The following is a 6,493-nucleotide window of genomic DNA, read 5'->3' on the forward strand; positions in this document are numbered from 1 at the left end:
CAAATATGTTATAAAGAGGTAAACTTAGCTTCTTCAATAAGAACCGAGAAGTTATAACCGTAACCGAGATCAATATCTGTTTTGATAATGCCCTCAGTTGTGACGGTATCACCGACCTGAATAGTCGAGTTTACGGCTGTAGCAATGATATCATTAGTTCCGGCAGCTCCTGAACCATCCTGGAGATGTATCCAATCTTTACCCATAATATTTTTAGATACTTTTACCACTTTTGCATTGAGTTTTATGTTTTTGTCTTTAAGTGTATCTTTTTTTGCATAGAGCTCTTCTATAGTGTAACCGTCTGCATTTTTAGCAACAGAGACGACAGTTGGGGCATCTTGCTGTATCTGCGTAGGTGTTGCCTCTTTAGAGTGGTCACAGTTTGCATGGGCATCATCAAGAGTTAGTGTTTGTTCAGGTGCAGTTGATGCAGATCCATCAGCAGGCACAATAGCGCTTACAAATACAAGCTGGTCAAACTGTTTGTTGAGAGCTTTACTTGTAAAGTCACTCATGACCATCTGCTCTAAAAATGAGATCCTAGTTCCTACAGCGATATTTACTTGAGGTCCTGCAATCCAGTAGATATTGCCATCTTCATCAACTTTGGCATAAGTATAACCGCCTCCGTTCATAGTTTCAAGAACGTTTGCTACATGTTTAGTATTTAGCTGGACATCACCTTCTGATGGTGCCGTTGCTTCTGTTTGTTGTGCATTTGCACCGTAAATTGTTCCGCTTGAGGGAGTTGTTGCGCTTTGACTCTTTTGAGTTGCACTGCTTTGCTCTTGCTCTTTTGGCTTGTCGCTGCATCCGTACATTAAAAGTGCGGCAACACTAATTGCTACTGATATTTTGTTCATTTTGTTCCTTTAATATTTTTTTATGCTCTAGATATCTTTTTTTTGCTGCTTCAAATGTTTCATTTGGGTTCTTGCTTGTTCTGAAGTACTCTGCCATAAAGTTATTGTAATCTATCTCCTCCTGAGTTATTTTTTTTGCTCTCTCTTCGGCACTTTTTTGCTCCTCTGTTTTAACGGGAGGAAGCGCTTCAATCAAGATAGCAACGGCATTCATCTGATCATCACTCAGTTTTGTTGCCTGACCTTTCATCATAGCACCTTGACCATACGTATCTCTTGTGCCTGCTTTATACTCTTTTAGATCTTTTACGATTTCAACAGCACTTAGTCCGGCAATAGGTCTGCTCACACCTAGCGATTTTTTCTCTCCTTTTTGACCGTGGCATATTGCACATTTTGCAAAGATCTCTTCGGTCGTCATATCTTTTGTAAGTTTAGGTTTTGTCGCAACTTCAACCACGGGAGGAAGAGAAGCAATATACTCAGAGAGCTCTTTAATATTTGCATCCGAGAGTTTTTTGGCTTGCCCTTGCATCATGCTTCCAAGCCCGTATGTGTCTCTCTCTCCTGCTCTGTACTCTTTTAGTATCGTCGTTACATCTTTTGCATTCATACCCGCGATGCTTTTAGTAAGGTTTAGAGAGTGCCTCTCGCCCTTTTGACCATGACATGTGCCGCATCTATCAAATAGCTGCGTTGCAGAGGCAACACAAGCAATCGAGATTAGAATAATTACTATTTTTTTCATCTTCTACTCCTGAGGCAGTATTGTAGTATGAGGCTCTGCTTCCCACTGCTCGCGGTCTAAAATCTCTTTGGCTTCATAGTGACCATTAAGATATGCCTCTTTTAGAAGAGATTCAGCCTCTTCTTTGTCCATTTCTACGCCATCTCCTTCAAGATACATCTTGCCAAGTATGTATTGTGCATCACCGCAACTCTGCATCGCAGACTTGCTTAGGTACTCTTTTGCTTTTTCAAGATCTTTTTTGACGCCTGTTCCATGTTTGTACATCAGACCCACTTTGCTTTGTGCCAACGGATAACCCGCATCTGCAACCTGCTTGTAAAGTGGAAATGCTTTTGCATAATTTTTCTGTGTGCCTTCGCCTTTATAGTAGAGATCTGCTAGATGAAGAGCTGATTTTTGGTCTCCGCTCTTTGCGGCTTTAGTAAAAAGGGAGATAGCCTCCTCGTCGCTTTGAGTTACTCCATCACCCTTATGGTACATAACGGCAAGGTTGTACATAGCTTTTATGTGACCTTGATCTGCAGCTTTATGGTACATTTTTGCCGCCATAGCGTGATCTTTTTTGGTTACGATTCCTTGATAATACATCCCTCCTAGCGCAAATTGACTATTTGCTTCACCTTCGTTGGCTTTTACTTTAACAGACATAAAAGCTTTTTTGTTCATGTCGAATTTTTCTGCAGCCATCGCCCAATTTACGGTCAGCGAAAGGCTTAATATAATAGCAAATAGTACTTTTTTCATTTTTATCCCTTTGTATAATTGCTTCACAATTTGGGTTATTATATCAGCTGTTATCAAATTTATTTCTTAAATAAGTGCCTATAGTTTTCTTAGTGTGTATAATAATTAATTATTATTAAAATAGAGATTATTATATAAAAATATTATATTTATTATTAAGATTCTATAGGAAAACATCACAAAAACATCACATTCAAACAAAATTTATTCTTTTGATAATTATTTAGTTTAAATTAATCAAAAAAGTTTAATAATTGCAGGAAGGATATATGAAATGGAAGAAGAAAAAGTGATAATTAAAGATATGAAAGAGACAAAGAGAAGATACTCTTTTGGTCTGATGGCAATAGTAGGTATAGTAGTGGCAGGGGTGCTTATAGGGATGGGGACATCTTTTTTTACGGTTGTTGCTGTTAAGCATACATCTGACGTAAATTTTTGCGGCTCATGCCACTCGATGAAACCGATGGCAGCTGCATATAGAAACAGTGTTCACGGAGGCTACGGAGAGAGCGGTATAATGGCGACTTGTGCTGATTGCCATCTGCCTCATAAATCGACGGCGGGATATTTGGTGCAGAAGGTAAAAACGGGACTGTGGGATGTCTGGGTAGAGACTACTCATGATACCTCAAAGATAGATTGGCATGAGAAGCGTGAGGAGAGACGCAACTGGGTCTACGACTCAGCTTGTCTTCATTGTCATGAGAATCTGCTTCTTGGAACAAGACCGAACAAGAAAGCATTTACCGCCCATAAAGCATACTTTGCCAAAAAACTTGTTGTAAGCGGAGATGATGGAAAGAAAGAGAGCGCCAAGTGTGTGGACTGCCACAAACATGTAGGGCATTACCAGCTGGAAAAACATCTTCCTCCAAGACCTAGTGAGGTTATGGATGAAGAAGAGAACGCAGAGCATTAGGGGCTGATGATGGAAAAAAAATATATTAAAATCTCTATAATAGTCGGTATCGTTGCTTTGGTTGCAATACTCTTCGTTGTTTTGGGCGTTGCTGAAAAATTGGGGCGTCTGGGCACAGTATCTAAAAATATTGCAATCTCTCTTGCAAATGCTCCTCATGGAGACCCTCGCTCATTGGAGCTTATGGACAAAGAGTATATAGAGGCAAATACGGGCTCTACAAGCGAAATAGATGAAAAAGAGCTGCCAAAGGCTCTAAGACCCTTTAAAAAGTATGGTCATCCGCCCTTTAACATGGGAGCTTGCGGAGTTTGTCATGCGCCAAAACGATCTAAGCCTGCAGCCATTATTACCAGAAGTGTCTCTGAACTCTGCTTTAAGTGTCACGAACCTGAGTCCAAGATTGATGAGAGAATGGAAGCGCTTGATTGTAACAAGTGCCACAGTCCGCACCACGCAGACAGAGAGAAGCTCCTTCGTGATAAAGTGACTGAACAGAAGTGCCCGGTCGGCGAGTTTATAAAGTAAAAGGCGCTAATTTGAAAAAAAATATCTCGAAGTTATTGGGCGCATTGGTTCTACTCTCTATTTTTGCATATCTTTTTCAGACATACAGCGTCGGCGAGAAGCTCGGTCGTCTTGTCGTTGTTATGGGCAATATAGCAGAAGCGATGAAAAATGCGAAACATGCTTACGAAGAGGTAGATATAGTTATAAGTGATGATGAACTCAAAGAGATAAATATTTCAAAAATTTCAAAAGAGATAAAAAGCTCTATAGATAAGAAAAAGGAGTTGGCTGCTTCTAAAACGCCTATGGCACCGGCTCAGATAAAAGCAGATGAGATACGGGATGAGGAGAAGCCGCAGCATAACAAAGCCCAAGCAAGAGAGGCAAAGATTGTCAAACTGGAGGATCTTCCGGACAAGTTTAAGCCTCTCAAAGCATATCTGCACGAACCTTTTAAGATGGGAGCTTGTCAGATTTGTCACGATACAAGCAGCAAAAAGCCGGGGGCGCTTGTCCAAAAAGAGATTGCTGATGTTTGTTATGAGTGCCATAAAACCCGTTATACAAAAGAGTTTGACCATCTGCCTGTAAAAGAGGGAAGATGTACCGACTGTCATGATCCGCATCAGTCAAATATCAGGATGCTCTTAAAAGCTGAGTCGACAAACGATCTCTGTATGAAGTGCCATGACAAAAAGAGCACGTTTACAGCAAAAGCAAAAAAACTATTTGTCGATATGAACTTAGAGACAAAGCATAAACCTATAGTTGAGAAAAGCTGTCTGGAGTGCCACGATGCGCATACAGCGGATCATAAATCGCTTCTCTATATGGATGCTAAAATGGATCTCTGCCTTGACTGTCATGATGAGATAGGGGAAAAAACCAAGCACTCAAACTTTAAACACGGCGGCGTAAACACAAGCAAAAAAAGATGTCTGGAGTGCCATAATCCGCATGCGACAAAAGAGAAGAAGCTCTTAAACAAAGAGCCTGTTGCCCTATGTTTGAGCTGTCATGACAAAGAGGTTAAGTCTGATGAGGACGGCGGAATGCTGATGAATATGAAAAAACATCTGGATGAGAACCCGAACTGGCACAAACCTATAAAAGATGTCAAAAAAGAGGGCGGGTGTTCAGCCTGCCACGATCCGCACGGCTCGGATAACTTTAGTATATTAAGAAAGTCTTTTACCAAAAACTTTTATGCGGATTTGGAGAATAAAGATTTCTTCTGTTTTGAGTGTCACAGCGAGAAGAAAATAACCAAGCAGTTCATAGCATCAGATGAGCACAATATTACGGCATTTAGAGACGGAGAGGTGAACCTGCATCATCTGCACGTAAATGACAGAAAAGGGCGCTCATGTAGAGCTTGTCACGACGAGCACGCCTCCAAATACTCGCATCTTATTCGTGACTATACGGATTTTAACGGGATCAAGTTCCCGCTCAGATTTATTGAGACTCCAGAGGGAGGTTCCTGTGCACCTGCTTGTCATAAAGAGTTCGCTTATGACCGTGTAAATCCAAAAGGTATCGGAAAGTGAGACCTCTTAATCTCTTTGCAAAAGCCGCAGTGATACTCTCTATATTTTTTATGAGCGCTTTTGCAGAGGGCTCTTTTGCAGAGGGCTCTTTTGTGCAGGTAATCACTCCAAAAGAGAACACTCTTCAAACCGAACTGACCTTAAATGTTGTTTTGGGCATTGATAAGAAACGCCTTGATGCTGTAGAAGTGGGCGTATTCCCCGATATGAAGAGTCTAGATTTAAGCAGGTCTGAGAGTACGGCGTGCGTAAATATCTCACTTACATTAGGTGAAAACATGGTTCTGGTACGTGCCTACAAAGAGGGTGTTTTAGTGAGTGAAGAGAGCAGAAGTGTTTATGTCTCCTCACAGCTCTATCATCAGTTTAGATACCCGCCCAAAGAGTATAGTAAAAGCTATTTTCATAACGATGAGAATGAGAAACTATGTGCCAAATGTCACGATATGAGCGTAAATGAGGTTGAGAACGTAGCATTTGAGGATATTACAAAATCAAACTGTTACGGATGCCACAAAAATATAAACAGCCAGAAGTATGCCCATGCTCCCTCGGCAAACTGGTTATGCACAAGCTGCCATCAAGAGAGCAAAAAGGGCGTATCAAAATATTTGACGAAAGAGCCCATGGATGCCTCATGTTTTGAGTGCCATAAAGAGAATCAGGAGCTTTGGAGCAGCGCGAAATATCGCCATGAGCCTTTGGATGCAGGGCACTGTGACAAGTGCCACAATCCGCATTCAGGTCCTTACAGTATGTTTATCCGCAAGGATGTAAATGAGATATGCCTGGGATGCCACAAGAGTAAAGATATGGAAACGTTACAGAGCCAAAACTCTGCATGTGCGGGTACAAGCTATGGATCTTTATGCATAGATTGCCATACACCTCACGCCTCAAATCGCCCGTTTTTTCTAAAAAAGAGATTTGATGAGGTGAAAAAATGAGAACTTTTGCAACCCTTTTTCTGCTGCTCTTTTTGAGTAGCGCAGAGGCATTTACCATCGTAAACCCATATGATAAAGAGATAAAAGAGGAGAGTCTTGCTTCAGTGGTTGTTGAAGCCGATTTTGCCGCAGTTGACTCTCTTGTTATATCAAATGACGCAAACGAGACAGTTACCCTTGAAGTCAATCCAAAACGTTCGCAC

8 protein-coding genes are annotated in these 6,493 nt (G+C 41.1%); 5 read left to right on the forward strand and 3 right to left on the reverse strand.

Annotation, left to right across the window (positions count from 1 at the left end; genetic code table 11):
• Positions 1 to 8: 8 nt before the first annotated feature.
• Genes RQ763_RS00610 through RQ763_RS00620 form a run of 3 tightly spaced genes read right to left on the reverse strand, consistent with a single transcriptional unit; the run spans position 9 to position 2,361 of the window.
• Complete coding sequence (locus RQ763_RS00610; RefSeq protein ID WP_314150488.1) at positions 9 to 866, reverse strand: hypothetical protein; 858 nt, start codon at positions 864 to 866, stop codon at positions 9 to 11.
• A complete protein-coding gene (locus RQ763_RS00615) occupies positions 841 to 1,614 on the reverse strand; it encodes a c-type cytochrome (protein WP_314150489.1) in 774 nt (257 codons plus the stop codon). The genes RQ763_RS00610 and RQ763_RS00615 overlap by 26 nt, the downstream gene beginning before the upstream one ends.
• 3 nt (positions 1,615 to 1,617) lie before the next feature.
• Positions 1,618 to 2,361, reverse strand: a complete 744-nt coding sequence (locus RQ763_RS00620; protein ID WP_314150490.1) for a tetratricopeptide repeat protein — start codon at positions 2,359 to 2,361, stop codon at positions 1,618 to 1,620.
• Between the two features lie 274 nt (positions 2,362 to 2,635).
• Here RQ763_RS00620 and RQ763_RS00625 point away from each other — a divergent pair, with 274 nt between their 5' ends.
• The 5 genes from RQ763_RS00625 to RQ763_RS00645 all read left to right on the forward strand — a co-directional run.
• Entirely contained in the window at positions 2,636 to 3,283 is a 648-nt protein-coding gene (locus RQ763_RS00625) for a cytochrome c3 family protein (protein WP_314150491.1), read from the forward strand.
• A gap of 9 nt (positions 3,284 to 3,292) precedes the next feature.
• Positions 3,293 to 3,811 carry a cytochrome c3 family protein gene (locus RQ763_RS00630; protein ID WP_314150492.1) on the forward strand — a complete coding sequence of 173 codons (519 nt, stop codon included), beginning with the start codon at positions 3,293 to 3,295 and terminating at the stop codon, positions 3,809 to 3,811.
• An 11-nt stretch (positions 3,812 to 3,822) separates the two neighbouring features.
• Complete coding sequence (locus tag RQ763_RS00635) at positions 3,823 to 5,343, forward strand: cytochrome c3 family protein (RefSeq protein ID WP_314150494.1); 1,521 nt, start codon at positions 3,823 to 3,825, stop codon at positions 5,341 to 5,343.
• On the forward strand, positions 5,340 to 6,290 hold the full coding sequence (locus tag RQ763_RS00640) for a cytochrome c3 family protein (protein ID WP_314150495.1): 951 nt from the start codon (positions 5,340 to 5,342) through the stop codon (positions 6,288 to 6,290). Before RQ763_RS00635 ends, RQ763_RS00640 begins: the two co-directional genes overlap by 4 nt.
• Positions 6,287 to 6,493 (forward strand): hypothetical protein (locus RQ763_RS00645; protein WP_314150496.1); only part of this gene is annotated, 207 nt, incomplete at its 3' end. The genes RQ763_RS00640 and RQ763_RS00645, both read left to right, overlap by 4 nt.

Source organism: Sulfurimonas sp. (assembly GCF_032250635.1).
Lineage (GTDB): Bacteria > Campylobacterota > Campylobacteria > Campylobacterales > Sulfurimonadaceae > Sulfurimonas.

Coding starts and splice junctions, on each gene's coding strand:
- RQ763_RS00610 (WP_314150488.1), bottom strand. CDS start 866: ATGAACAAAATATCAGTAGCAATTAGTGTTGCCGCACTTTTAATGTAC.
- RQ763_RS00625 (WP_314150491.1), top strand. CDS start 2,636: ATGGAAGAAGAAAAAGTGATAATTAAAGATATGAAAGAGACAAAGAGA.
- RQ763_RS00630 (WP_314150492.1), top strand. CDS start 3,293: ATGGAAAAAAAATATATTAAAATCTCTATAATAGTCGGTATCGTTGCT.
- RQ763_RS00615 (WP_314150489.1), bottom strand. CDS start 1,614: ATGAAAAAAATAGTAATTATTCTAATCTCGATTGCTTGTGTTGCCTCT.
- RQ763_RS00620 (WP_314150490.1), bottom strand. CDS start 2,361: ATGAAAAAAGTACTATTTGCTATTATATTAAGCCTTTCGCTGACCGTA.